Genomic DNA, 25441 nt, shown 5'->3' with positions numbered 1-25441 from the left:
CGACTCTGTGAGGTAAGGCTCAGTTCGGACACCGGACGGACACCCGGTTCTCCACAGGGGGCCCGGAAGGGGTAGTCGCGATCTATCGCGTTTGGGTACGCTGCTGTCGTGGACCTTCAGAAGAGCTCCGACGCGACCCCGGCCCCGGCGGCGACCCCGGTCGAGCTGCGCGCCTCCGACGCCGACCGCGACCGGATCACCGACATCCTGCGTGACGCCCTCGCCGAGGGCCGCCTCACGCCGGAGGAGCACTCCGAGCGCGTGGAGGGGGTGCTGGCCACCAAGACGGTGGGCGAGCTCGACCGCTTCGTCCGGGACCTGCCCGCCGCGCACACCGGCCGCGCGACGCCCGCGTACGCCTCGGCGCCCAACCGCCCCACGGCGGGTGCGATCCCGGTCGACGCCGACGAGAGCGTGGTGGCGGTGTTCAGCGCCGCCGTCCGCAAGGGCCGCTGGCGCGCCGGCCGCCGCATCCACGCGTACGCGGTGTTCGGCAGCGTCGACATCGACCTGAGCGAGGCGATCTTCGAGTACCAGCAGGTCGTGATCAAGACGGTCTCCGTGTTCGGCAACATCGAGATCCGCGTCCCGGAGAACGTCTCGCTGCGCGGCAACGGCGGCGGCGTGCTGGGCAACTTCGAGGTGCACACCATGGATTCGGCCGACCCGGACGCCCCCGTGGTGTACATCGACGGCCTCGCCGTCCTCGGCAACGTGGAGGCGCGGCCCAAGCGCGGCAAGCTCGTCGCGGACATCCTCGACCGTGTCACGGGCCGGCTGAACGACCGGGTCGCCGACCGCGTGGACCGGGGTTTGCGCAAGCACCTGGACCGTTGACGCTTGTGAACGCGCGGGCGGCGCGCGGGCATTGGTTCAGCGATGGACGATCGATCACGCGGGAGAACGCCCGGGCTTGGGAACGCAGTGCATAGGCGCGCGCACAGCGGGTAGGCCTTGCTGCATCGTCTCTTGGAGGGCGCTGTGGAACTTCCCCCGGCGCCCGGCACGCTCGCGAAGCCGTCGTCAGGAGTAGACCGTGCTGCAACCGCCGCATCAGTCCCTGCAGGTAGCTGCCGTACCGGCCCAGCGGGCGCCAGTGCGGGACAGGGATCAGGAAGCGCCATGGCACACGGAGGCGGTGTGCCGCCGCGACGAGGCCGGCCTGTTCTTCGCCCCCTCCAAGGAGCCCACCGCGGCCCGACTCTCCCGTGAGGAGGCCGCCAAGCGCGTCTGCGCCCGCTGTCCGGTGATGGTCGAGTGCCGCGAACACGCGCTCCTGCAACCCGAGCCGTACGGGGTCTGGGGCGGCCTGACCGCCGCCGAGCGCCGCGTCGTGCTCGCCCGGCGCCGCCGCCGGGACGTGGAGCTCCAGAAGGCCGCGCGCGGGACGATAGCGGCGGCCGGCTGACCTCTCGGCTCGGGACGGCCGTGTGCGGGAACCCCGCACGGCCTCCCGCCGGGACCACGCACGGAAAAGGGGCGCCCCTCCGCACAAGGGGCGCCCCTTCCGCGCCTTCACGGCGCCCGGCCGGTGCCGCCGGCCGACGGTCCTACTTGGCGCGGTCGAAGTCGATCGCGCTGTACGCACGCAGCTTGCTCAGCCGGTGCTCCGAGGTGATCTGGCGGACCGTCCCGGACTTGGACCGCATCACGATCGACTCGGTCGTCGCGGTCTCGGGGCGGTAGCGCACCCCGCGCAGCAGTTCGCCGTCGGTGATGCCGGTGGCGACGAAGAAGACGTTCTCGCCGGAGACCAGGTCGCTCGTCCCGAGGACGCGGTCGAGGTCGTGCCCGGCGTCGACCGCCCGCCGGCGCTCCTCTTCGTCCTTGGGCCACAGCTTGCCCTGGATGGTGCCGCCGAGGCACTTGACCGCACAGGCCGAGATGATGCCCTCGGGCGTGCCGCCGATGCCGAGCAGCAGGTCGATGCCGGTGCCCTCGCGCAGCGCCAGGATCGAGCCCGCGACGTCGCCGTCGGAGATCAGCTTGATGCGCGCGCCGGTCTCCCGGATCTCCTTGATGATCCCGTCGTGGCGGGGCCGGTCGAGGATGACGACGGTGACGTCCTCGGGGGTGACGCGCTTGGCCTTCGCGACGCGGCGGATGTTGACCGACACGGGCGCGTTGATGTCGACGAAGTCGGCGGCCTCGGGGCCGGTGACCAGCTTGTCCATGTAGAAGACCGCGGACGGGTCGAACATGGTGCCGCGGTCGGCGGCGGCCAGGACGGCGATCGCGTTGGTCATGCCCTTGGCGGTGAGCGTCGTCCCGTCGATCGGGTCGACGGCGATGTCGCACTCGGGGCCGGACCCGTCGCCCACACGCTCCCCGTTGAACAGCATCGGGGCTTCATCCTTCTCCCCTTCACCGATGACGACGACGCCGTTCATCGAGACGGTGGAGACGAGGGTCCGCATGGCGCGGACGGCGGCGCCGTCGGCACCGTTCTTGTCGCCACGGCCCACCCAGCGGCCCGCGGCCATCGCGGCGGCCTCGGTGACGCGGACGAGTTCGAGGGCGAGGTTGCGGTCGGGGGCTTCCGACGGGACTTCGAGTTCGGACGGCAGATGATGCTCGGTCATCGAGACGCACCTTTCTGATACGACGACGGCCGGATGAGGGTGTGCCCCCGACTCTATCGCCAGGCTGACAAAATGAGCAGGGGGGCCCACGGATGAGCAGGCCAGGGCACCTGCGACGATAGGGGCGTGGCAGGTACGAAAGGCAAGCAGTCGGTCCGGGACATGATTCTCTCCCTGGGCCTCATCGGGCTGATGGCAGGCGTCATCTACATCTTCATCCCGCACGACGACTCCGCGCCTGATCTCAAGCGGGTCGACTACCGGGTCGAGCTGCTGACCGCGCGCCGTGCGGCGAGCTACCCCGTGGCGGCCCCCGACGGGCTGCCGACGGAGTGGAAGCCGACCTCGGTGCGGTACGACGGCAGCGAGTTCGATGTCTGGCACCTCGGCTTCCAGGACCCCGACGGTCAGTACGTGGCGGTCGAGCAGTCCACTCAGCGTGCGCCCGTGTTCATCGACTCGGCCAGTCAGGGCGCGCGGGCGACCAAGGTGACCCAGCGCATCGGCGACCGGACGTGGCAGCGCTACGAGGGCGACCACTACGACGCCCTCGTCCTCAAGGGCGACGGCGCCACGACCGTGGTGACCGGCACCGCGTCCTTCGGCGCGCTGACGAAGATGGCGCAGGCGCTCAAGACGTCCTGACCCCCATGGCCGCGCCGACGGGCGCCCCGGCCACGTGCGTACACCTGCGAGAAGGGCCCCCGGCACACGCCGGGGGCCCTTCTCGTACGGGTGCTGCCGGGAGCGTCCCCGCGGCGTGGTCCGTCAGACGGTCGTGATGACCTGGTCGAGCTCCAGGCGCGGGGAGCGCGGGAACCAGGCGTCCTCGCCCGGCTTGCCGATGTTGACGATCATCAGCGGGGTGTGGTCGTCGTCCAGGAACTCCTTCTGGATCCCGGCGAAGTCAGCGCCGGTCATCGGGCCGGCGGCCAGGCCCGCGGCGCGGACGCCGATGATGAAGTACGCGGCCTGGAGGGCGGCGTTCAGCAGGGCGGCGCTCTCACGGGCCGGGCGCTCGGAGAAGAACATGTCCTTGGCGGCGGGGAAGTGCGGCAGCAGGGCCGGCAGCTCCTCGTGGAACTCGTTGTCCGCGGAGAGGATCGCGACCAGCGGGGCGGCGGCGGTCTTCGCCTGGTTGCCCTCGGCGAGGTGCCGCACGAGGCGCTCGCGGGCCTCGGGGGAGCGGACCAGCGTGATGCGCAGCGGCGACTGGTTGAAGGCGGTCGGGCCGAACTTGACCAGGTCGTAGATCGCCTGGACCTGCGCGTCGGTCACCGGCTCGTCGGTGAAGGTGTTCGCGGTGCGGGCCTCGCGGAACAGCAGGTCCTGGGCGGCGGGGTCAAGGACGAGAGACATGAAAGAAACCTTCTCGGTGCGTGCGGTGGATCCGTGGGGGATCTGTTGGCACCACCGACAGTACGGCGATTAGGTTGAAAGTTCAACAAAGGCCGGGCTGAGGTGATCCGCTTCACAGAAGCGCGACGGCGGGGCGGCTCCTGCCAGGAGCCGCCCCGCCGCAGACGATCACATGCCTACCGGGAGCCCGCGTCCCCGGGCTCGCCGCCAGCGTCCTCGCCTTCCCCGGACTCCTCCTCGGCCAGGGCCGCGTCCAGCCGGGCCCGCGCGCCCTCCAGCCAGCGCCGGCACACCTTGGCCAGCTCCTCGCCGCGCTCCCAGAGCGCCAGGGACTCCTCCAGGGTCGTGCCGCCCGCCTCCAGGCGGCGCACGACCTCGATCAGCTCGTCCCGTGCCTGCTCGTACCCGAGCGCCTCGTCCACCTTGCTGGTCATGCGCCCACCCTATGCATCGACTCGAACCGTGAATTCACCCTCGGCGACCCGCGCCCGCAGCGTCTCGTCCGCCGTGACCTCCGCCGGGTCGCGGACCACGTGCCCGTCGGCCCTCTGCAGCACCGCGTACCCGCGCTGGAGGGTCGCCGCGGGGGACAGGGCCACCACGCGCGCGTGCGTGTGCGTCAGCTCCGAGTCCGCGCGGTCCAGCAGATGCCCGAGCGTGCGCCGCCCCCGGTCGAGCAGCGCGGCCACCTGGTCCGCCCGCTCGTCGATCATCCGGTGCGGGTCCTCTATCGAGGGCCTGGCCAGCGCGTGCGCGAGGCCGCGCTCCTCGCGGTCGACGAACGACCGCACACTGCGGCGGGCCCGGTCCCGCAGGAACCGCACCCGCTCGTACTCCTCGCCCACGTCCGGCACGACCTTCTTGGCGGCGTCGGTCGGAGTGGACGCCCGCAGGTCGGCCACGTGGTCCAGCAGCGGATTGTCCGGCTCGTGCCCGATGGCCGACACCACCGGCGTACGGCAGGCCGCCACCGCGCGGACGAGCTGCTCGTCGGAGAACGGCAGCAGGTCCTCCACGCTGCCACCGCCGCGGGCCACCACGATGACGTCCACGTCCTCGCGCGCGTCCAGCTCCTTCACGGCCTGCACGACCTGCGGCACGGCGTGGACGCCCTGCACGGCGACGTTGCGCACCTCGAAGCGGACGGCGGGCCAGCGGTGCCGCGCGTTCTCCAGCACGTCACGCTCGGCCGCCGACGCGCGCCCGCAGACCAACCCGATCAGCTGCGGCAGGAACGGCAGCGGCTTCTTGCGGTCGGCCGCGAACAGCCCCTCGGCCGCCAGCGACTTCTTCAGCTGCTCCAGGCGCGCGAGCAGCTCGCCCACGCCGACCGGCTTGATCTCGGTCGCCCGCAGGGACAGCTGCCCCCGCGGCGCGTACCACTCGGGCTTCGCCTGGACCACCACGCGGGCGCCCTCGCTCACCACGTCGGCGACCGCGTCGAACACCTGCCGGTAGCAGGTCACGCTCACCGAGATGTCGAACGACGGGTCGCGCAGCGTCAGGAAGACGACACCCGCGCCGGGGCGCCGCGACAACTGGGTGATCTGCCCCTCGACCCAGACCGCGCCGAGCCGGTCGATCCATCCCCCGATGAGCCGTGACACCTCGCCGACGGGCAGCGGGGCGTCCGCGGACGTGTTGAGAGCCATGCGCCGAGCGTAGTGGCCCCCACCGACATCCCCGCACCTCCGGCGCCCGGCCGGTTCCACACTCCCCGGGCGACGGGGGCGGGCGGGTCCGTGCCACTCCGCTGGCCGCCCCGGACCGGGCCCACGGCCCGCCGTCCCCGCCCTCAGCCCGCTCCGTTCCCCGCGTCCGCGTCCGTCTCCCGCCCGGTTCGGCCGTGCTGGGCGAACAGGACCGTCAGGCCGACCGCCAGCCAGATCGCGCCCACCACCTGGGCCGTTCCCGAGGCCTCGACGATCACCGCGATGGTGATCGCCGCGCCGAGGACGGGGACGACGACGTGCCGCCACCAGACGGGAGGCCCGCTCCTGCGGCGTACGGCGAACCAGCCCACCACCGACGCGTGCAGCAGCGTGAACGCGGTCAGCGCGCCGATGTCGACCACCGAGACCAGCTTGTCGAGGCCGTCGTCGCGTCGCGCCGCCCACACCGCCGCGACCAGGGTGATCACCGCCGCGCACAGCAAGGCCGTCCGCGGCACCCCGGAGTCGGTCCGGGCCAGCGCCCGCGGCAGCCGCCGGTCACGGGCCATCGCGTAGAGCAGCCGCCCGGCCGCCGCCTGCCCGGCGAGCGCCGCGAAGGCCGCACCGATCGCCTTGCTGACCGCCACCAGGTTGTGCAGCCAGGCGCCGACGGAGGCGTCCACGGCGTCGTAGAAGGCCGAACCCTGCTTGCCGGGGTCCGCCGCGAGCCGAGCGGACGACAGCGGCTCCAGCAGCGCCACCAGATACGTCTGTGCCACGAACAGCACGCCCGCCAGAGCCAGGCAGAACAGGACCGCCCGGGCCACCTTCTCCGAACCGCCCGTCACCTCCTCCGCGAAACTGGCGATCGCGTCGAAGCCGAGGAACGACAGGACGGCCACCGACACCGCCCCGACGACCGCCGACAGGGCGAACGCGCCCTGCGTCCCGTCACCCGCCAGCGGGGACAGCCAGTCGCGGTGGGCGCCGTCGCGCGCGAGCATCACGACCGCCGACACGACGAAGATCAGAAGGACCACGATCTCCAGCGCGAGCACCAGGAAGCCGACCCGGGCCGCGGTGCGCACCCCCCACAGGTTCAGGAACGTCGTGATCACCACGGCGAGGGCCGTCCACACCCACCGGGAGACCTCCGGCACCAGGGAGTTCATCGCGATGCCGGAGAACAGGTAGGCCACCGCCGGGATCAGCAGGTAGTCCAGCATCACCATCCACCCGGCGACGAACCCCGCCTCCTTGCCCAGCCCCGCGCGCGCGTAGGCGAACACCGAACCCGCCTGGGGGACCACCCGCACCATCTGCGCGTAGCTGAATGCGGTGAACGCCATCGCGACCGTCGCCACGAGGTAGACCAGCGCGACCGCCCCGTGCGACTTCGCGTCGAGCGTCCCGTAGACGCCGACCGGTGCCATGGGGGCGATGAACAGCAGCCCGTAGACGACCAGGTCGCGGAAGCCGAGGCTGCGCCGCAGCTCGTGCTCCGCGGCTCCGGCGCCGCCGGTTGTCCGCGTGTCGGACATCGTGCCTCCCGAGGGTCGTGCAGGGCCCCACCCCTCCCGGCTTCCCCAGTCTCTCCAAGGAGGCGATCTTTGACCCGCCGGGTGCGGCCTTACGATGGGTCCCATGACTGCTTCGACTGGCCGCCGTGTCCTGCTCGCCGCCCCCCGGGGCTACTGCGCGGGCGTGGACCGTGCCGTGATCGCCGTCGAGAAGGCCCTTGAGCAGTACGGGGCCCCGATCTATGTCCGCCACGAGATCGTCCACAACAAGTACGTCGTGCAGACCCTGGAGAAGAAGGGCGCGATCTTCGTCGAACAGACGGCGGAGGTCCCCGAGGGCTCCATCGTCATGTTCTCGGCGCACGGCGTCGCCCCCGCCGTCCACGACGAGGCCGCCGCCGGCAAGCTCGCCACCATCGACGCGACGTGCCCGCTGGTCACCAAGGTCCACAAGGAAGCCGTCCGCTTCGCCGACGACGACTTCGACATCCTCCTCATCGGCCACGAGGGCCACGAGGAGGTCATCGGCACCTCCGGCGAGGCCCCCGACCACATCACCCTCGTCGACGGCCCCGAGGACGTCGCCAAGGTCGAGGTCCGTGACCCCTCGAAGGTCGTCTGGCTCTCCCAGACCACCCTGTCGGTCGACGAGACCATGGAGACGGTCGACGCCCTCAAGGAGAAGTTCCCGTTGCTCATCTCCCCGCCGAGCGACGACATCTGCTATGCCACGCAGAACCGTCAGCTCGCGGTGAAGCAGATGGGCGCCGAGGCCGACCTGGTCATCGTGGTCGGCTCGCGCAACTCCTCCAACTCGGTGCGGCTCGTCGAGGTCGCCAAGCTCGCCGGCGCCCGCGAGGCCTACCTGGTGGACTTCGCCGACGAGATCGACGAGGCGTGGCTGGAGGGCGTGACCACGGTCGGCGTCACCTCGGGTGCCTCCGTCCCGGACGTCCTCGTCGAACAGGTCCTGGAGCGGCTCACGGGTCACGGCTTCGAGGACGTGGAGATCGTCAAGGCCGCCGAGGAGTCCATCACCTTCTCGCTGCCCAAGGAACTCCGCCGCGACCTGCGCGCCGAGGCGGCCGCCCTGGTGGCGGAGCGCACCGGTGGTACGCCCGGGAAGTGACCGTCAGTCCCACGACGTAACGTAGGGCCATGCAGATCTTCGGTGTGGACATTGGCGGATCCGGGATCAAGGGTGCCCCCGTGGACCTTGACCGCGGAGACCTCGCGGAGGAGCGCTTCAAGGTGCTCACCCCGCATCCGGCGACGCCCGACGCGGTGGCCGACGGCGTCAAGGACGTCATCGACCACTTCGGCTGGTCGGGCCCGGTGGGCATCACGTTCCCGGGCGTGGTCACCGGCGGCTCCACGATCCGTACGGCCGCCAATGTCGACAAGTCCTGGATCGACACCGACGCGGGCGCCCTGCTCGGCGAGCGGATCGGCGGCCTGCCGGTGACGGTGCTGAACGACGCGGACGCGGCGGGCGTCGCGGAGATGCAGTTCGGCGCCGGCAAGGACCGCAGCGGCACGGTCATCCTGCTCACCTTCGGCACCGGCATCGGCAGCGCCCTGTTCATCGACGGCGAGCTGGTCCCGAACACGGAGCTGGGTCACCTGGAGCTGAACGGCCACGACGCGGAGAAGAAGGCCTCCACCAAGGCCAAGGACGACAACGAACTGACCTGGGAGCACTGGGCACGCCGCGTCACCAAGTACCTGGCGCACGTCGAGATGCTGTTCTCCCCGGAGCTGTTCATCATCGGCGGCGGTGTCAGCCGCAAGGCGGACAAGTTCCTGCCGCTGATCGAGGGCGTCACCGCGGAGATCGTCCCGGCGCAGCTCCAGAACAACGCGGGGATCGTGGGCGCCGCCATGCGGGCGGCGAAGCTCCCGCAGTAGCTCAGCGGGCCTGCCGACCGACCTGCGGTCCGCGCGCCGGAGCCGTCTGTCCCGTCTGTCCCGCCTGCGCCGCCTGGGTCCTGCGCCGGGCGGCGCGGCGGGCCATGAGGCGGATCCGGCGGACGATCACGACGAGGCCCGCGATCAGCGTGCCGCCGTACAGCCAGCCGGCCTGGAGGGCGAGGGCGGTGACCAGGCTCATGAAGCGGTCGCTGAGCCCGCCGTCGCCGTCCTGGGCCACGGGCAGCAGACCGAAGGTGAAGGCGATCGGCACGACCACGGGGGCGGTCACCAGGTCGCCGGGCCGCACCCACAGCGCGGTCAGCAGGCACACCGGCAGGAACAGCACCCCGTAGACCGTCAGGGACCCCCCGAGGAGGAGCTGGTCCAGGCAGGCGAGGGCGAACATCGCGGCACCGCAGAACAGTCCGCTGCCGAGCCCGGTGAGCCGGGGGTTCGGCAGCCGCCGTGCCGTCCGCGGGCCCGCCGCCGCGGGCCTCCGCACCGCCGGGGCGCTCCGCCGGACACCGTCGGACGTGGCCCGCCCGGCCTGTGCCGGAACGGGCGTGCCGCGTCGCGGCCTGTACTGAGGGGGGCGCGTCCTGTGTTGCTCCACCGGACCAACTTAGGTCGTTTTATGTGTGGAACCGCTCTTCGGACACGCCGGTGAGCCACCGAAGACGAGGCCATGGATGGTCCTTGGCCATGCGTTCGATACCTCGCCGGGAGGCGCCGGGGCACGCCGTAGACTGGTGGATCGGCCCGCGCTCTCCGAGGGCCCTTCGCCCATCCTCCTCGTACGGGAAGTCGCAACGTGTCGCTCACGATCGGAATCGTCGGTCTGCCCAATGTCGGCAAGTCGACCCTGTTCAACGCCCTGACCAAGAACGACGTGCTCGCGGCCAACTACCCGTTCGCCACGATCGAGCCGAACGTCGGCGTGGTCGGCGTCCCCGACCCCCGACTGACCAAGTTGGCCGAGATCTTCTCCTCGCAGCGCGTCCTGCCGGCGACCGTCGACTTCGTCGACATCGCGGGCATCGTGCGCGGCGCGAGCGAGGGCGAGGGCCTGGGCAACAAGTTCCTCGCGAACATCCGCGAGTCGGACGCGATCTGCCAGGTCATCCGTGCCTTCAAGGACGAGAACGTCGTGCACGTGGACGGCAAGGTCTCGCCCAAGGACGACATCGAGACGATCAACACCGAGCTGATCCTCGCCGACCTCCAGACGATCGAGAAGGTCCTGCCGCGCCTCCAGAAGGAGTCGCGCATCAAGAAGGACATCGCGCCCAAGGTCGCGGCGGTCGAGGGGGCCCAGGAGATCCTGGAGAAGGGCGACACGCTCTTCTCCGCGGGCATCGTCCAGGGCTCCGGCAAGGAGGAGCTGCTGCACGACCTGCACCTGCTCACCACCAAGCCGTTCCTCTACGTCTTCAACGTGGACGAGGACGAACTGGTCGACGAGGACTTCAAGGCCGCCCAGCGCGCCCTGGTCGCCCCCGGCGAGGCGATCTTCCTCAACGCCAAGCTGGAGCAGGACCTCGCCGAGCTGGACGAGGAGGACGCCATGGAGCTCCTGGAGTCCGTGGGCGCCGAGGAGCCGGGCCTCGCCACGCTGGCCCGCGTCGGCTTCAACACCCTCGGCCTGCAGACCTACCTGACGGCCGGCCCCAAGGAATCCCGCGCCTGGACCATCAAGAAGGGCGCGACCGCCCCCGAGGCCGCCGGAGTCATCCACACCGACTTCCAGAAGGGCTTCATCAAGGCCGAGGTCATCTCCTTCGCCGACCTGGTCGAGATGGGCTCGGTCGCCGAGGCCCGCGCCAAGGGCAAGGCCCGCATGGAGGGCAAGGAGTATGTGATGCAGGACGGCGATGTGGTGGAGTTCCGCTTCAACGTGTAGCTGCGCGCATGTCGTGTGTCGCGTAGCTCCGTCCAGCACGTGGTCGAAGGGCCGGGCTCCGATGAGTCCGGCCCTTCCCTCTTCCCGTGCCGGCTCGGCCTCGGTGTGGCGGAGCGAGTTTCCGCAGGTCGAGGTTGATCTCGAAGGGCACCGGACGGTGGAGTGAGTCCCTGAAGATGCCGACGGCCACATAGGTGGCGGTCGGCTCGTCGAGTACGTGGACGTGCGGGGACCGAGCCACGAGTCCGGCGACGTTCCTTTTGCGGAAACGGCAAGCGAGGGTGCTGTAAGCGCACGGACGTTCTAGCGTGGGGGTATGGCTCCCCAGCACCCGCACCCGCACCCGCACGCGTCCTCGTCCGGTCATGGCCGTCACACCGGTCAGGGCGGACACCACGGTCACTCCCACTCCGACGAAGCCCATGCCCAGGCCGAGATACTCGACCTCGACGCCGAAGTCCTCGCCGAGCACCTCGCCGGCGTCACGCGGTGGCTGCCCGTCGGGGCGTCCCCGCGTCGGATCGTGGACCTGGGCTGCGGGACGGGAGCGGGAACCTTCGCTCTCCTCGACCGCTTCCCCGAGGCGGACGTGACCGCCGTCGACACCTCCGCCGCGCACCTCCAGCGTCTGCGGGAGAAGGCGCGCGCCCGGGGCGTGGACGGGCGGGTCCGTACCGTGCAGGCCGACCTCGACGACACCGTCTGGCCCGACCTCGGCGCACCCGACCTGATGTGGGCGTCGGCCTCGATGCACCACATGGCCGACCCGGACCGGGCCCTGCGCGCGGTCCACGACGTCCTCGCGCCCGGCGGGCTGTTCGCGGTCCTGGAACTGGCCGGCTTCCCCCGATTCCTGCCCGAGGACGCCCCGGAGGAACGGCCCGGTCTTGAGGAACGCTGCCACACCGCGAGCGAGCGGTACCACGCCGAGCACGTGCCCCACCGGGGCGCCGACTGGGGCCCGAAGCTCACCGCCGCAGGATTCACCGTCGAAGCCGAACGCGCCCTCACCGTGAACATCGAGGGCTCCCGTGACGCGGCGGTCGGCGCCTACGCCCTGGAGAGTCTGCTACGCCTGCGCGGCACCGTCGCCGACGGGCTTCCGGCCGAGGACCTCGCCGCGCTGGACCGGCTGCTCGACACCGACGGCCCGCACAGCATCCTGCGCCGCGACGACCTGGTGGTACGCACCGAACGCACCGTCTGGGCCGCACGTCGGGGAGCCTGAACCCCGCGCGGCGGTACGGCGGGACTCAGGCCGCGGATGTCCAGTCGGTGGGGTCGGCGGTGCTGGCGTCCCGCTCGCGCCGCGACTCGCGCTTCTCGGCGGCCCGCGCGAGCGCCCACGCGACGCCGGTAAGGGGCAGGGCCGCCCACAGTGCGTAGAGCGCCGTGCGGTGGGAGTGTCCGCCGCGGACGGTGAAGGCGGCCGTGCAGACCATCGCGAGGGCGAGGTGCAGGCACAGGAGGCGGCCGAGGTGACGGGCGAACGTGGTGGCGGTGTGGGCGGTCACCGTGAACTCCTGGCAGTCGGGCCGACCGTGGAGGCGGTCGTGCGGGTGGTGCCGGACAGGAGTGGGGGGACGTCGCGGGGGAGGTGGTGCGTGGGGGTGCGATCAGGATGCCGCTGCCGCCCACGGGGACGTCTGCATGATGCAGCCATTCCTGAAATCTCCCCGAAACGGGGCGAGTTGACACCCGAATCGGAACGGATCGGGACGGAACCGGATCTTCCGTTGGTTCGGACCTGGCGGGAAAGAGACGATCACGGCCGAAGGCGACCCCTGCCCGACCGGAGGTTGCCCCTCTTCCGACACATCCCGGTCGGCCGGGTGTGGAGGGCCGGCGAGGAGTTCCGGGCCCGATGCCGGTGCTGCCGTCGGTGCCGGTGCCGGTGCCGGTGTTTCGGCTCGGGCGGCGGGCAGACGGAGGGCACGGCTTCGTCGGTCGCACCGCTGTGGGCGGCTCGGCGGGGCACGGTGGCTCGGCCGGGACCGGTGTCAGCGGTGCGTGGAAGGATGCGCGCATCGGACGGCGGCAGGCGCGCGCCGGGCGGCACGTGAGGGGTGTCATGGCGGGTACGGAGGAGGCGGTGGGCGGGCGGGGTGCCGGCGGGCAGGTGCCCGTGGCGCAGCCGCCCGTCGGGCGGCAGGCGCGCGTTCTGCTGGCGGAGGCCGGACGGCTGCACGACGCCGCGCGCACGGTGCTCGCCGACCACACCCGCGCCGTCGAGGCGGTCCGCTCCGCCCTCACGCCGCTCAGGGACGAACTCGTCGCCCGGGAGCTGGAGTCCATCCCCGTCTCCCGGCTGAAGGACGTCACCGAGGGCCGGCTGCGGCTCGCGGCCGTCGAGGCCGCCGGACTCGCCTCGGTGCGCGCCGTGTACGAGGCGAGCCGCTACGACCTGCGGCAGATCCCGGGCGTCGGCGCCCAGACCGCCGACCAGGCGCTCGCCGCTGCCCGGCAGATCGCCCGCGCCGTCGAGGAGACCGTCTCCGTACGGATCGACGTGGACCACCCCGAGCCCCGGACCACCGCCCTCGTCGTCGCGCTGCGCCGGCTCGTCGAGGCCGGTCCCGAACTGCGGCGGGCCGTGGACGCCGCCCGGCGGCTCGACGAGCGGATCGGCGCCCTGCTCCCCGAAGCGGCGCCCGCCGCCGGCTGGCTGCGGCTCGCGGTCACCGGAAGGCGCCGCCGCCAGGGCGCGTTCGCCGCGATCGTCGCGCTGCGCGACCTCACGGCCGACGCCGCCGCCAAAGACGTACGCCTGCTGCTCGCCCAGGCCTCCACCGACCTGCTGCGCGAACCGGCCTCCGAGATCGAGGCCTGGGTCGACTTCGAGCTGCGCTCCCCGGAGTACTACAGCCAGCTCGCCGAGATCGCCGACCACCCCGCGGGCGCCGCCGACGTCGAGGCGGCCGAAGGGTTCCTGCCGTCCGAGGTCGCCGAGCGCGTGCACGCGCAGCGCCTGGACGACACCCACCGCAGGGTCTCGCTGCGCGGCTACCAGTCCTTCGGCGCCCGGTTCGCCCTCGCCCAGCGCCGCGTCCTGCTCGGCGACGAGATGGGCCTCGGCAAGACCGTCCAGGCCATCGCCGCGCTCGCCCATCTCGCGGCCGACGGGCACACCCACTTCCTCGTCGTCTGTCCGGCCAGCGTCCTGATCAACTGGACCCGGGAGGTCGGCACCCGAAGTACCCTGCGCGCCTTCCCCGTGCACGGGACCCACCGGCAGGACGCGTACACCGAGTGGCGCGAGCGCGGGGGCGTCGCGATCACCACGTACGACGTGCTGCGCACCCTGCCGGTGCCGGACGGCACCGGGCCGGGGGCCGTCGGTGGGGCGCCGCCCGGCATGCTCGTCGTCGACGAGGCCCACTACGTGAAGAACCCGGACGCCCGCCGCTCCAAGGCGGTCGCGGCCTGGACCGCCCGCTGCGACCGGGTGCTCTTCCTCACCGGTACGCCGATGGAGAACCGCGTCGAGGAGTTCCGCAGCCTCGTCCGCCACCTGCGCCCCGACCTGCTTCCCGCGATCCACAACAGCAGCGCCGCCGCGGGCCCGCACACCTTCCGTACGGCCGTCGCCCCCGCCTACCTGCGGCGCAACCAGCGTGACGTGCTGACCGAACTGCCCGCGCTCGTCCAGGTCGACGAGTGGGAGGAGTTCGGCCCGGCCGACCGGAAGGCCTACCGCAGGGCCGTCGCGGCGGGGAACTTCATGGCGATGCGCCGGGCCGCCTACGCCGACCCCGAGAGGTCCGCGAAGCTCCAGCGGCTGCGCGAGCTGGCCGCCGAAGCCGCCGCGAACGAACTCAAGGTGGTGGTGTTCTCGTACTTCCGTGACGTGCTCGCCACCGTCCAGCAGGCGCTGCGGCCCGTGGACCAGGAGGCGCCGGGGAGAAGGGTGTTCGGGCCGATATCAGGGAGCGTGCCCGCGGCCGACCGGCAGCGCCTGGTCGACGCGTTCACCGAGGCGGACGGGCACGCGGTGCTGCTCTGCCAGATCGAGGCCGGCGGCATCGGCCTCAACCTCCAGGCGGCCTCCGTGGTCATCCTGTGCGAACCGCAGGTCAAACCGACCCTGGAGCACCAGGCCGTGGCCCGCGCCCACCGTATGGGACAGGTACGTCCCGTCCAGGTCCACCGGCTGCTCGTCGCGGACAGCGTGGACGACCGGCTGTTGAGCATCCTGCAGAACAAGGCCCTGCTCTTCGACGCCTACGCCCGCCGCAGCGACATGGCGGAGGCGACCCCGGACGCCGTCGACGTGTCGGACAGCGGCCTGGCCCGCCGGATCGTCGAGGAGGAGCAGCAGAGACTCGCGACCACGTCCGAGGCCGAGAACGAACCCGAGGCCGAGAACGAACCCGAGGCCGAGGCCGAACCCGAGGTCGAAATCTGAGGCCGAACCGAGGGTTGAACCAGAGGGCCGAACCCGAGGTCCGACCTCACCGGGCCCTGCCTTCACCTCCAGGCCACCGGTCCCTGCCCTCCCCCCCCGTGTCGGCCTCAGCCCCTCCCCCTTGCCGTCCTCACTCCCGCGCCATCCCCGTCTTCACCCCCGCGCCGCACAGCGGGACCACCGCCTCGCGCCCGCCGAGCGCGCCCTCCCGCACCGCCGCCCAGCAGGCCACCCCGGTCGACTCCACGTACAGGCCGCGGCCCGCCAGGTCCGACTGGGCGTGCCGGATCTGGTCCTCCGTCACGGTCAGGAAGGCGCCCCCGGAGGCGCGTACCGCGCGCAGGATCTGGCGGGCCCTGGGCGGGTTCGGGATCGCGATGCCCTCGGCGAACGTGGGCGCCGACACGGTGACACCGACGAGGTCCTCGGCTCCCTCGGACCAGGCGTGCGCGAGCGGTGCGACGGCCGCCGACTGGACGGCGTACAGCGCGGGCCTGCGGTCGATCAGCCCCGCTCCGTGCAGTTCGGCCACCGCCAGCGCGGCACCGAGCAGCAGCGTGCCGTTGCCCACCGGCACCACGATGACCTCCGGCAGCCGCCCGCCGAGGTCCTCCCAGAGTTCGTAGACGTACGTCTTCGTGCCGTGCAGGAAGTACGGGTTGAAGACGTGCGAGGCGTAGAACACGCCCTCCTCGTCGGCCGCCTCGCGCGCCGCCCGTGCCGTCGCCTCGCGGTCGCCCTCGACCACCCGCAGCCGCGCCCCGTGCGCCTCGATCTGCTCCAGCTTCTTCGGGGAGGTGCCCTCGGGCACGTACACGGTGCAGGGCAGGCCGGCCCGGGCGCAGTACGCGGCGACCGCCGTGCCCGCGTTGCCGCTGCTGTCCGCGAGCACCTGGCGGGGGCCCAGCCGCAGCGCCAGCTCGGCCAGCAGCACCGCCCCGCGGTCCTTGAACGACAGCGTCGGCGTCAGGAAGTCGAGCTTCGCGGAGATCCCCTCGCGCAGGGACACCAGCGGGGTGCGGCCCTCGCCCAGGCTCACGGTGGGTGAGGACAGCGGCAGGCACTCCGCGTACCGCCACAGCGAGTTCACCCGGCCGGTCAGCGACGAGAGCGGGGCCGGGATCGGGGAGAAGTCCAGATCGAGCGGCCCGCGGCACACCGGGCAGCACCAGGCGAGCGAACCGGAGGGGACACGGGTGCCGTCCGTCGGGCAGAAGCAGTCCGGCAGTGCAGTCATACGCGCAGGTTAGACGCGGTCGGCGGGTGATGGAGTGTCACCGACCGTCGGCCGAAGGCGTGTTACGGCCGCGGCGCCGCCCCCGTTCCGTCCCGGCCCCGCACCACGGGCCGGCCTCCCCGAACCGCACCCCCGACCTCTCCCCGTCCGTACTCCCGCCCTCCGTCACGCCCCCACCCGCGCCCCCTTTACGATGCGCGCAGCCATCCGGCAGCCGTACGCAGATTCCACCGCGCGTGGACTAGGAGCAAGGGAACTCGTGGCCATACCCCCGCCGCCCGGGCCGCAACAACCAGAGGGCCGGCAGCCGCCGCAAGGGACACCGCCGAGTGCTCCGGGGACGCCCGGTCCCTACCCGCCCCCGAACCCGCACGTCCCGCACCCCCAGGACCCGTACCAGCAGGGTCCCTACCAGGGCCCCTACCAGCAAGGCCCCTACCAGCAGGGCCCGTACCAGCAGGCGCCCCACGGAAGCCCGTACCAGACCTGGGGCCAGGGCTACTCGCCGTACAACCGGCCCGCGCCCGTCAACGGGCTCGCGATCGCCGCGCTCGTCCTCGGCGTCCTCTGCTTCCTGCCCGGCGTCGGGCTGGTGCTCGGGATCGTGGCGCTCGTCCAGATCGGGAAGCGCGGGGAGCGCGGCAAGGGCATGGCGATCGGCGGCATCGTGATGTCGTCGATCGGCGCACTGCTGGTGGCGCTCATGTTCGCCACCGGGGGAGCGGACGACTTCTGGGAGGGCTTCAGCGAAGGGACGGCCGGAAACACCCTCTCGCTGCACAAGGGCGAGTGCTTCGACGCGCCGGGCGACACCCTGGAGGGCCTCGCCTACGACGTCGACAAAGTGCCCTGCGCCGGGAAGCACGACGCCGAGGTGTTCGCCTCGGTCCCCGTGGCCGGCGACTCCTTCCCCGGTGACTCCGAGGTCACCGACCAGGCCGACAACACGTGCTACGCGCTCATGGACACGTACGCGATGGACGTCTGGGCCGTCCCGGACGACGTCGACGTCTACTACTTCACGCCGACCCGGCAGAGCTGGCGTGCCGGGGACCGCGAGATCAGCTGCATGTTCGGGAACACCGACGAACAGGGCACTCTGACCGGCTCGCTGCGCAAGGACGCGACGACGCTCGACGGCGACCAGTTCGCCTACCTGAGCGCGGCACGCCTCCTCAACACGGCGATGGAGTCGGCGCCCGACGAGGAGTACGTCGAGGACGACCTGCCGGGCCACAAGAAGTGGGCCGACAGGGTCTCCGACGCGCTCGTCGAGCAGACCGGGCAGCTGCGCCGGCACACCTTCGACCCGGTCGCGAGCGACAAGGTGGAGGCCCTGCTGAAGAACCTCGACCGGTCGCAGAAGGAGTGGGAGAAGGCCGCCGAGGCACGGGACGCGGACACCTTCTACGAGCACTACGAGAAGGGCGCCGAGCTCATCGACGGCAAGACGACGGTCACGACCCGCGAGGCTCTGGGTCTCGCCACCACCCCGCCGACGGGCGGCGGTTCCCGCGGCGGTGATGACGAGGGTGAAGGCGGCAGCGGCATGGAGGTGTGACGGCGCCTATAGCGGGGAGAAAGTGCCTGCGTAAAGCCCTTGGGGGGTTCACGTCATCACATCGAGTGATTCTCTGGCCTTTGCTTGCACAGGACAACCCACGGTTGCCACGCTGTTGCTGTCTGTACAACCTGATGGGAGCGGCTAAGTGACTTTCGGTGAACAGCCGGCCTACCTGCGCGTCGCGGGGGATCTCCGTAAGAAGATCGTCGACGGTTCACTGCCACCGCACACCCGTCTCCCCTCGCAGGCCAGGATCCGCGAGGAGTACGGGGTGTCGGACACGGTCGCCCTGGAGGCGCGGAAGGTCCTGATGGCGGAGGGGCTCGTGGAGGGCCGTTCCGGTTCCGGCACCTATGTGCGTGAGCGCCCGGTGCCGCGCCGGGTGGCCCGCTCGGGATACCGGCCGGACAGCGGCGCGACCCCATTCCGCCAGGAGCAGGCCGACATGGCAGCGCGCGGCACGTGGGAGTCCCACAGCCGGCAGGTCGAGGCGAGCGGCGCGATCGCCGAGCGGCTCGCCATCCGGCCCGGCGACCGTGTGATGTGCACGAACTACGTCTACCGGGACGGGGGCGAGGCGATGATGCTCTCCACGTCCTGGGAGCCGCTCGCCGTCACCGGGCGTACGCCGGTGATGCTCCCCGAGGAGGGTCCGCTCGGTGGGATGGGCGTCGTCGAGCGCATGGCCGCCATCGACGTGATCGTGGACAACGTCACCGAGGAGGTCGGCGCCCGCCCCGGCCTCGCCGAGGAGCTCCTCGCCCTGGGCGGCGTCCCCGGCCATGTCGTCGTCGTCATCCAGCGGACCTTCTACGCCTCGGGCCGCCCGGTCGAGACGGCGGACGTGGTGGTCCCGGCGGATCGGTACCGCATCGCATACCACCTGCCGGTGAAGTGACCTGCCCTTGAGACGGGTTGTGCCCACCTGCCGGTGACGTGAGCCGGAGGTCCAAGTGGACGGGCGGCCGGGCCGGTTGGAATCTGGCCGTTCTCAACTGCCGCGTACGGAAAGGCCTTCGCCCTGTTCGCGGGCGCGTGGGGGGCGGCCGACGGCGTGTTCGGCGGCGTGCGCCCCCCACGGCGGCGCCCCCTCCTGGCTGGTTGCGTACCTCTTTGTGAAAAGCCGTATTCGCTGCGTGAAGGTTAGGCGTAGGCTCGGGCATATGCGGAGTGCGGTTTCGTTAGAGGGCGGGGCAGGACGGGGGCCCGGGGCGGGAAGCGGAGGGGCTGGATGAACGACGGCACGATCACTCTTCCCTGGCTCGTCATACGGCAGGACGACAACGGCAATCGCTACCGCGTCGGCAGGTACGCGACCCGCGCAGAGGCGCAGAAGATCGCGGACAGCCTCGACGCCCGCGGCCACAAACAGCTCTACTGGGTCGAGCGGATCGGACAGAACGGCACCCGGTGATCCGGCGCGCCGGGACCCCCACTCCGCTCCCGTAGGCTCCGGCGCATGACGGAACGGATCGTGGTGGTCGGAGGCGCCCTGGTGCACGAAGGGCGCCTGCTCGCCGCCCGCCGCAGCGCGCCCCCCGAGCTCGCCGGGCGCTGGGAACTGCCGGGTGGCAAGGTCGAGCCGGGGGAGACCCCCGAGCTGGCCCTCGTGCGCGAGCTGCGCGAAGAGCTCGGCGTCGAAACGGAACCGCTGGAGCGCGTCCCCGGCGAGTGGCCGCTGAAGCCCGGCTACGTCCTCGTGGTCTGGGCCGCCCGGCTGCTCCCCGGCTCCGTCGCCCCCCGTCCGCTGGAGGACCACGACGAACTGCGCTGGCTCACGCCCGAGGAGATCTGGGACGTGGACTGGCTGGACCAGGACGTACCCGCGGTCAAGGACGCACTGCCGTTGCTGGGTCCCCCGCGAGGGTGAGCTCCCGGCTGCGCCCGCGCGGGAAGCGCGGTCCCGTCCGAGGGCGTGACGCGCCCCGTGTGCGACGCGTACGCCGTTCGCCCCACAGCAGGTGGCCCAGTGCGGTAAACCGGCGTCGATATCGGGTATGTGACCACTAATCCCACGAAACCGGACATGGGTGAGAGTTCCTGGTCTGGGAAGTGATCGACTTGATCGACACCGAAGGCGACTGTGCCGAGTGGACCTTTCCGGCGGATCCGGGTGCCGTCCGCACCGCGCGTGCCGCCGTCCGGGGACAGCTGCGCGCATGGGAGCTGGACTCCGTCGGTGACATCGCCGTGCTGCTGGTCAGCGAGCTGGTGACGAATTCCTTGCGCCATGCGACGGGCCCGATCGGCGTCCGCCTGGTGCGTCCCGTGGACGGACAGCGCGCCTTGCGCGTCGAGGTCTCCGACCCCCTGCCGGACCCGCCGCGTGAACGGTCCGCCGCCGCCGAGGACGAGAGCGGCCGCGGACTCCAGCTGGTGGCCGGTTCGTGCAGAAGCTGGGGCACCTGGCCCGGGGACAACGGCAAGACCGTCTGGTTCGAACTGGCGGTGCCGGGGTGAGGTGAGGTGAACCCGCCGGGACGGACGGTCCACCGGGATTCCCACCACCACGCCGAACCGCCCGCCCGACCGTCCGAACCGCCCGACCGTCCGAACCGCCCGACCGTCTCGGACCGTCGCGGCCCGGGGGTTTCGGACCGGGCCCGCAGCGGGGTTTCGGCCGGGCCCGCGGGGGACACCCGTCCGCTCCCGAAGCGGCTGCTCGGGGCCGGGATCGGCCCGCCGCGCCGGGTCGTGGGACCGGGGGACGGGGCGTGCGCTCGGCGCTCGACTGGTTCAGGCCACTGGCGGGTGTCGGATTCTTTGATTCGACGGGGCGCCACCTGGTTAGAAGACTGGGAGTATGTCGCGGCCGGTCCAAAAACCATCGGGACCGTGCTGTGATCGTGAACACCGTGTTGTGCGGCGCCGTAGTGCTGGATACTGCGGGCAGCCGCCCCCGGTGACCGGTGCCGGACGCGGTGAGCTGGAGGGGACGGTTCGCGTGAGCGAGATACCAGCGAAGGCCACGGAGTCGGAGGACCCGTCGGGCGGCGCGAGGGCTGATGCGGCGAGCGATTCCGCGCGCACGGCCCCCGGCGACGACGCGGGTGACACCTCGGGCGAAAGGGCGGACGGCGCGGCGCCGGGCCCGGTCGGTGAGACGGCCGGCGAGGCGCCGGGCGACGCGATGTGGCAGACCAGTCCACCCGGCTCGATCTACGACTACATCAAGGTCGCGTCCTTCTCGATAGGCGCCGACGGGCTGGTCGACCAGTGGAGTCTGCGCGCCGAGCAGATCTTCGGGATCCCCGCGGAGCGGGCCGTCGGCATGGACCCCATCGAGGCGTTCGTCGCCGCCGACCGGCGCGAGTTCGGTCAGCGCAAGATGGCGGAGATCCTGGACGGCCGCGAGTGGACCGGCGTGGTGCCCTTCCGGGTGCCCGCCGCCGAGGGCACCGCCGAGCCCGTGGAGGGCCTCGCCGAGGTCTATGTGATGCCGACGACGACCGAGGACGGCGAGCGGGCCGCGGTGTGCATCGTCGTGGACGTCCGCACCCTGCGCAGCATCGAGACGGACCTCGCCGCCTCGCAGGCGATTTTCGGTCAATCTCCGTTCGGGTTCCTGCTGATCGACACGGACCTGCGGGTCCGACGGGCCAACGAGCGGTTCGCCTCGATCTTCGGCGGCCACGTCGACGACCACCACGGCAAGGGCGTCCACGACTACCTCCCGCACCCGGAGGCCGAGCGCGTCACGGCCGTCCTGCGCCGCGTCCTCGAAACCGGCGACTCCATCACGGACATGCACGTCACGGGCTACGTGCCCGGCTCCGAGGAGCGCCGCCACTGGTCCGTCAACCTCTACCGCGTCCACAGCGGAAGCGGCCGGCCGATCGGTATCGCCTGGCTCGGAACCGACATCACCTCCCGTCGCGCGGCCGCCCGGGAAGCGGCAGCGGCGCGGCGCAATCTCGCCCTCCTGAACGAGGCGGGCGCCCGCATAGGCAACTCCCTCGACCTGGAGACCACCGCGCGTGAACTCCTCGACGTCGTGGTCCCCGGCTTCTGCGACCTCGCGACGGTCGACCTGTACCAGGGACTGCTGGCCGGGGACGAGGCGCCGCCAGGTCTCGTGGACGGCAGCGCGGAACTGCGCCGGGTCGCGTTCGCCAGCGCCGTGTCCGACGCGCCGTTCGCCGGCGGCCAGGCACCCGTCGCCGTCGGCGCCGTCCACCACTACCCCTTCAACTCGCCGTGCGCGGACGCCCTGCGCACCGCCAAGCCGCAGTACATCCCCGCCGACGACGGCGGCCTCATCCAGTCGACGCTCGCCGTCCCGATGGTCGCCCACGACACGGTCGTGGGACTCGCCCAGTTCTCCCGGACGAAGGGCAGCGAACCGTTCGGCGAACGCGACCGCTCCCTGGCCGTGGAACTGGCCGCCCGCGCGGCCGTCTGTATCGACAACGCCCGCCTGTACCGCCGCGAGCACGAACGCGCCCTCATCCTGCAGCGGTCCCTGCTGCCCCCGGGCGACCCCGAGGCCTCGGGGCTCGACATCGCGTGCCGCTATCTGCCCGGCAACGCCGCGACCGAGGTGGGCGGCGACTGGTTCGACGTCATCGAGCTCCCCGGCCACCGCACGGCCCTCGTGGTGGGCGACGTGATGGGCCGCGGTCTGCGCGCCGCGGTGGCGATGGGTGAACTCCGCACGGCCGTACGCACCTTGGCGCTGCTCGATCTCGAACCCGCGGAGGTCCTCTCCGCCCTGGACGAGATCGCCCGCGGCCTCGGCACCCCCGGCGGTGTCCAGCAGGCGACGCGCACGGCCCGCCAGCCCCGCGACGCCGACCTCTCCGAGGTGTACCTCGCCACCTGCGTCTACGCGGTCTACGACTCCGTGACCCGCCGGTGCACCTTCGCCAACGCGGGCCACCTCCCGCCGGTGCTGGTCGAGCCAGGCGAGACCGCGCTGATGCTCGACGTGCCGCCCGGCATGCCCCTCGGGGTGGGCGGCGAGCCCTTCGAGGAGGTGGAGGTCGAACTGCCCGAAGGCGCACTGTTGGCGCTCTACACGGATGGACTGGTCGAATCGCGCGACCACCCGCTCGACGAGGGGCTCCAGGCGTTCGTCGGCGCGCTCACCGACCCCACCAGCCCGCTGGAGGACGTCTGCGACCACGTCCTCAACACCCTCGACACCCACCACGGCGAGGACGACATCGCCCTGCTGATGGCCCGCGTCCAGGGGCTGCCCGCCGACTCCGTCGGCGACTGGACCCTGCCGCGCGAGCCGCGCAGTGTGGGCCGCGCCCGTGAGTACGCGCGCACCCAGCTCGTCGCCTGGGACCTGGAACCGCTCGTCGACACGACGGAGTTGCTGGTCAGTGAGCTGGTCACCAACGCCCTCCGGTACGGCGAGGGCGAGATCAGACTGCGACTGCTGCTCGACCGCACCCTCGTCTGCGAGGTCTGGGACGCGGGACTCGTCCAGCCGCGCCGCCGCCGCGCCCGCGACACCGACGAGGGGGGACGCGGTCTCCAACTGGTCGGCCTGCTCTCCGCGGCATGGGGCTCACGCCGGACCCCGCGCGGGAAGACCGTCTGGTTCGAACTCCCGCTGCCGGACGGGGAGACGAGCCTCACCGATCCGGCCGAGGCGTTGCTGAGCCTGTTCTGAGACCGACGCCCGTCCCGTAACCCGGCCGCCGCCCCCGCCCCTGCGGGCGGTCGGGTCAGACCGCGGAGGTCGACCGGCGGCCCCGGGTGCGCGGGCCGCCGTAGCTCACCGGGCCCTCGCCGTCGCCGAGGAGGATCCCGCCGAGCACCGCGCCGCCCGTCCCGGCACCGGCTTCGCCGCCCGAGGGGTTGCCGTACGCCCGTACGTCCTGTTCGGCGAGCCGCCGTGCCTCCAGGGCGAGTTCGTCGGCCCGCCGTGTCTCCGCCACGGAGGAACCCGGCCCGAGCAGGCGCTCCGCCTCCGCCAGCCGGGTACGGGCCGCGCAGCCGACGGCTCCTCGGTGCGTACCGACGAAGTCCGTCGCTGCGGCGGCAGCGGCGTGGGCCGGCAGCAGCGCGTCGTCGCGCAGGTCGGGAACCTCACCCTCGCCCGCCTCGGAGAGCAGCGCGCCCGCCTCCACCACCCGGCGCAACGCGTCCGGCGGATCGTGGGGCCCGGACGTCATCTCCCGGCGTACGCTCGCGAGGAGCGCCCCGGCCCGGGCGAGCCGTGGGTCGCCGCCGAGGGGGAAGGGCTCGGTACCCCGGGCGGTCGGCGGACGGCCGTGGACCGCGCCGAGGGCGGTCTCCGTCGACGCGAGTGCCCCCGGCAACCGCGCTGCCGTCGTTGCCAGTTCGGCCGCCAGCCGGTCCACACCGTCGAGCAGGACACCGGCCTGTGCCACGGCCGCCTCGGCCGCGCGCAGGGAGGCGGCCGCCTCCGTGGCCTCGCCCCGGTCCGCGCACTGGCGGGCCCGGTTGAGCCGGAGGGTGGCGAACACCAGCCGGTCCTTGGCCTGTTCGACGTCACCCGTGACCGGGAACGAGGCCGTGGGGGCGTACCGCTCGTGCAGTGCGGCGAGCGCGGCCTCGGTGGCCGGGGTCCGTGCGGCGAGCTTCCTGAAGCGGGTCTCCGCACGTTCCACGGCGGCCGGTGTCTCCCGCTCCAACGCCCGGAGCTGGTCGAAGCCGGGCGCCGCCGCGTCCAGCCGCCGGCCCGCGTCCTCGCACCGGGCGACGATCTCCTCCAGCACCTCCCGGCGGTCGTCGCCGTCCGGTGCGGTGTCCGCGTCGTCGAGCCGCTGCCGCAGCCGGAAGGCGGCCCGCAGTTCGGCCTCCGCGTACGCCGACGCCTCCGCGTAGGGAGTCACCGCGTCGGGCGCCGCCCGGGCGGACGCGAAGACCAGTTCCTCGGCGGAGGCGCGTACGCAGTTGTCCAGGTCGACGAGCAACTGGCGCGTCTGGAGGTCCAGTTCCGGCAGGGATATGAGCTGGTGCCCGCTGCCGCCGGGTGTCGTCCGTGTCGTCACGCGCCGTCTGCGCCGCCCGTACCCGTAGGCCGCCAGCGCTCCCGCCGCGCCGGCCGCGACGAGCGGCGGCACCAGATCCCCGGTCGTCGCCCCGACCGCCTCCGAGGAGGCGGCCGCCGGAGCGGTGACGCCCTCGCTCCGCGCGACGGTCACCGTGGCCCCGGTCCCACCGCCTTCCCCCCTCCCTCCGCCCTCCGCGCGCGCCAGCGGCAGCACCAGCCACCCCACCGCGACCAGCCCCCCGAGCACGGCGTGCGCCACCCGCAGGGCTCTGTGCGACGGGGCCCGGGGCGACCGGCTTCGACTCGAGGACGACGTCACATTTGGGAGCGTATGGCCG

General features: G+C 72.3%; 23 protein-coding genes and 1 pseudogene. 14 read left to right on the top strand and 10 right to left on the bottom strand.

Going from position 1 to position 25441, the window contains the following annotated elements; genetic code table 11:
• Positions 1 to 108: 108 nt before the first annotated feature.
• Together AB0C62_RS16665 and AB0C62_RS16660 are read left to right on the top strand one after the other, a co-directional pair.
• Positions 109 to 837 (top strand): DUF1707 domain-containing protein, encoded by a 729-nt coding sequence (locus tag AB0C62_RS16665; protein WP_362973713.1) that lies wholly within the window; start codon positions 109 to 111, stop codon positions 835 to 837.
• Between the two features lie 199 nt (positions 838 to 1036).
• The gene (locus tag AB0C62_RS16660) at positions 1037 to 1408 is read left to right on the top strand and encodes a WhiB family transcriptional regulator (RefSeq protein WP_081219160.1); all 372 of its coding nucleotides are present in this window, start codon (positions 1037 to 1039) and stop codon (positions 1406 to 1408) included.
• Positions 1409 to 1550: 142 nt separating this feature from the next.
• Here the strand turns inward: AB0C62_RS16660 and glpX are convergent, their stop codons facing one another.
• Positions 1551 to 2582 carry a class II fructose-bisphosphatase gene (gene glpX, locus AB0C62_RS16655; RefSeq protein ID WP_362973711.1) on the bottom strand — a complete coding sequence of 344 codons (1032 nt, stop codon included), beginning with the start codon at positions 2580 to 2582 and terminating at the stop codon, positions 1551 to 1553.
• A gap of 126 nt (positions 2583 to 2708) precedes the next feature.
• Here glpX and AB0C62_RS16650 point away from each other — a divergent pair, with 126 nt between their 5' ends.
• Complete coding sequence (locus AB0C62_RS16650) at positions 2709 to 3227, top strand: DUF4245 domain-containing protein (protein WP_362973709.1); 519 nt, start codon at positions 2709 to 2711, stop codon at positions 3225 to 3227.
• A gap of 123 nt (positions 3228 to 3350) precedes the next feature.
• Here the strand turns inward: AB0C62_RS16650 and AB0C62_RS16645 are convergent, their stop codons facing one another.
• The 4 genes from AB0C62_RS16645 to AB0C62_RS16630 all read right to left on the bottom strand — a co-directional run bounded on the left by AB0C62_RS16645 (position 3351) and on the right by AB0C62_RS16630 (position 7134).
• A complete protein-coding gene (locus tag AB0C62_RS16645) occupies positions 3351 to 3941 on the bottom strand; it encodes a malonic semialdehyde reductase (RefSeq protein WP_362973707.1) in 591 nt (196 codons plus the stop codon).
• 176 nt (positions 3942 to 4117) lie between these two features.
• Positions 4118 to 4375 carry an exodeoxyribonuclease VII small subunit gene (locus tag AB0C62_RS16640; RefSeq protein ID WP_362973705.1) on the bottom strand — a complete coding sequence of 86 codons (258 nt, stop codon included), beginning with the start codon at positions 4373 to 4375 and terminating at the stop codon, positions 4118 to 4120.
• 9 nt (positions 4376 to 4384) lie between these two features.
• Complete coding sequence (xseA, locus tag AB0C62_RS16635; RefSeq protein ID WP_362973703.1) at positions 4385 to 5593, bottom strand: exodeoxyribonuclease VII large subunit; 1209 nt, start codon at positions 5591 to 5593, stop codon at positions 4385 to 4387.
• 143 nt (positions 5594 to 5736) lie between these two features.
• Complete coding sequence (locus AB0C62_RS16630) at positions 5737 to 7134, bottom strand: APC family permease (RefSeq protein WP_362973701.1); 1398 nt, start codon at positions 7132 to 7134, stop codon at positions 5737 to 5739.
• 94 nt (positions 7135 to 7228) lie between these two features.
• On the opposite strand from AB0C62_RS16630, the gene AB0C62_RS16625 reads away from it, so the two are divergent.
• Positions 7229 to 8242, top strand: coding sequence for a 4-hydroxy-3-methylbut-2-enyl diphosphate reductase (locus AB0C62_RS16625; RefSeq protein WP_362973699.1), 1014 nt, complete (start codon positions 7229 to 7231; stop codon positions 8240 to 8242).
• Between the two features lie 29 nt (positions 8243 to 8271).
• Positions 8272 to 9021 (top strand): polyphosphate--glucose phosphotransferase, encoded by a 750-nt coding sequence (gene ppgK, locus AB0C62_RS16620; RefSeq protein WP_362973697.1) that lies wholly within the window; start codon positions 8272 to 8274, stop codon positions 9019 to 9021.
• 1 nt (position 9022) lies between these two features.
• On the opposite strand, the gene AB0C62_RS16615 is transcribed toward ppgK, so the two are convergent.
• Positions 9023 to 9526, bottom strand: coding sequence for a DUF6542 domain-containing protein (locus AB0C62_RS16615; RefSeq protein WP_362973695.1), 504 nt, complete (start codon positions 9524 to 9526; stop codon positions 9023 to 9025).
• Positions 9527 to 9835: 309 nt separating this feature from the next.
• Between AB0C62_RS16615 and ychF the strand changes: the two genes are divergently transcribed.
• On the top strand, positions 9836 to 10924 hold the full coding sequence (gene ychF, locus AB0C62_RS16610; protein WP_362973693.1) for a redox-regulated ATPase YchF: 1089 nt from the start codon (positions 9836 to 9838) through the stop codon (positions 10922 to 10924).
• 106 nt (positions 10925 to 11030) lie between these two features.
• Here ychF and AB0C62_RS16605 read toward each other — a convergent pair.
• Positions 11031 to 11156 (bottom strand): annotated as a pseudogene (locus tag AB0C62_RS16605) (Uma2 family endonuclease); the annotation flags it as partial.
• Between the two features lie 84 nt (positions 11157 to 11240).
• On the opposite strand from AB0C62_RS16605, the gene AB0C62_RS16600 reads away from it, so the two are divergent.
• On the top strand, positions 11241 to 12152 hold the full coding sequence (locus tag AB0C62_RS16600; protein ID WP_362973691.1) for a class I SAM-dependent methyltransferase: 912 nt from the start codon (positions 11241 to 11243) through the stop codon (positions 12150 to 12152).
• Positions 12153 to 12177: 25 nt separating this feature from the next.
• Here the strand turns inward: AB0C62_RS16600 and AB0C62_RS16595 are convergent, their stop codons facing one another.
• Complete coding sequence (locus AB0C62_RS16595) at positions 12178 to 12438, bottom strand: hypothetical protein (RefSeq protein ID WP_362973689.1); 261 nt, start codon at positions 12436 to 12438, stop codon at positions 12178 to 12180.
• Between the two features lie 557 nt (positions 12439 to 12995).
• Here AB0C62_RS16595 and AB0C62_RS16590 point away from each other — a divergent pair.
• On the top strand, positions 12996 to 15329 hold the full coding sequence (locus tag AB0C62_RS16590) for an SNF2-related protein (protein WP_362973687.1): 2334 nt from the start codon (positions 12996 to 12998) through the stop codon (positions 15327 to 15329).
• Between the two features lie 130 nt (positions 15330 to 15459).
• Here the strand turns inward: AB0C62_RS16590 and AB0C62_RS16585 are convergent, their stop codons facing one another.
• Entirely contained in the window at positions 15460 to 16566 is a 1107-nt protein-coding gene (locus AB0C62_RS16585; RefSeq protein ID WP_362973685.1) for a threonine synthase, read from the bottom strand.
• Between the two features lie 259 nt (positions 16567 to 16825).
• Here AB0C62_RS16585 and AB0C62_RS16580 point away from each other — a divergent pair, with 259 nt between their 5' ends.
• From AB0C62_RS16580 to AB0C62_RS16555, 6 genes are all read left to right on the top strand, one after another.
• On the top strand, positions 16826 to 18127 hold the full coding sequence (locus tag AB0C62_RS16580; RefSeq protein ID WP_362973683.1) for a DUF4190 domain-containing protein: 1302 nt from the start codon (positions 16826 to 16828) through the stop codon (positions 18125 to 18127).
• Between the two features lie 148 nt (positions 18128 to 18275).
• Positions 18276 to 19028: a GntR family transcriptional regulator gene (locus AB0C62_RS16575; RefSeq protein WP_081219181.1), complete on the top strand. Its 753-nt coding sequence runs from the start codon at positions 18276 to 18278 to the stop codon at positions 19026 to 19028.
• Positions 19029 to 19361: 333 nt separating this feature from the next.
• Entirely contained in the window at positions 19362 to 19544 is a 183-nt protein-coding gene (locus tag AB0C62_RS16570; RefSeq protein WP_362973681.1) for an SPOR domain-containing protein, read from the top strand.
• Positions 19545 to 19589: 45 nt separating this feature from the next.
• On the top strand, positions 19590 to 20000 hold the full coding sequence (locus AB0C62_RS16565) for a (deoxy)nucleoside triphosphate pyrophosphohydrolase (RefSeq protein ID WP_362973679.1): 411 nt from the start codon (positions 19590 to 19592) through the stop codon (positions 19998 to 20000).
• Positions 20001 to 20182: 182 nt separating this feature from the next.
• A complete protein-coding gene (locus tag AB0C62_RS16560) occupies positions 20183 to 20590 on the top strand; it encodes an ATP-binding protein (protein WP_362973678.1) in 408 nt (135 codons plus the stop codon).
• Between the two features lie 484 nt (positions 20591 to 21074).
• The gene (locus AB0C62_RS16555; protein WP_362973677.1) at positions 21075 to 23753 is read left to right on the top strand and encodes a SpoIIE family protein phosphatase; all 2679 of its coding nucleotides are present in this window, start codon (positions 21075 to 21077) and stop codon (positions 23751 to 23753) included.
• Between the two features lie 55 nt (positions 23754 to 23808).
• Here AB0C62_RS16555 and AB0C62_RS16550 read toward each other — a convergent pair whose 3' ends face one another.
• Positions 23809 to 25254 (bottom strand): hypothetical protein, encoded by a 1446-nt coding sequence (locus AB0C62_RS16550; RefSeq protein WP_362973676.1) that lies wholly within the window; start codon positions 25252 to 25254, stop codon positions 23809 to 23811.
• Between the last annotated feature and the right edge of the window lie 187 nt (positions 25255 to 25441).

This window comes from Streptomyces sp. NPDC048643 (assembly GCF_040650615.1).
Classification (GTDB): domain Bacteria; phylum Actinomycetota; class Actinomycetes; order Streptomycetales; family Streptomycetaceae; genus Streptomyces.
This window is presented reverse-complemented; position numbering and strand designations above follow the sequence as displayed.